The 467-nt window shown below is 71.3% G+C and carries 1 pseudogene; it reads left to right on the forward strand.

Annotated elements, in window-relative coordinates:
- Positions 1–78: 78 nt before the first annotated feature.
- Positions 79–467: pseudogene (locus D7Y11_RS42920) on the forward strand (hypothetical protein); the annotation flags it as partial.

Consider the following 467-nt stretch of genomic DNA (forward strand, 5'->3'; position numbering starts at 1 on the left):
CTCCCCACCGGAGCGTGACAAGCAATCCACACGGCGAGGTGCTTCCAGTTGAATTCCCTGGAAGGTAGGTTTTACTGCATGTCCGTGTTGGAGGCCGTGGCGTGGCAGCGCGTGGTGGTGCTGGCCCTGGTGCTGGGCCTGTGGAGCCCCGCGTGGGCGGCCGGGCCATGGCGGGCGGTCGTGCGCGTGGCGTCCACCGAGGACCGCGCACTGCTGGAGCGGGTGCGGGGGCAGAGCAGCGACCTGCCGGTGGTGCTGGAGACGGAAGCAGGTCCGTCCATGGACTCGAGCCCCGGCGGTGCATGGCGTGAGGCGGAGCGGCTGGCTTCACGGAAGGACGCGCGCGCGGTGTTGTGGTTCACGCGAGACGGGGCGGAGCTGCGGGTGTCGGTGGCGGCTCCGCGCACGGGACACCTGTTCGTGCGGAGCGCGCGGGTGGAGGGTGCGCCGGAGACGCTGACGTGGTC

It is taken from the genome of Corallococcus sp. AB018 (assembly GCF_003986945.1).
GTDB classification, from domain to species: Bacteria; Myxococcota; Myxococcia; order Myxococcales; family Myxococcaceae; genus Corallococcus; species Corallococcus exiguus.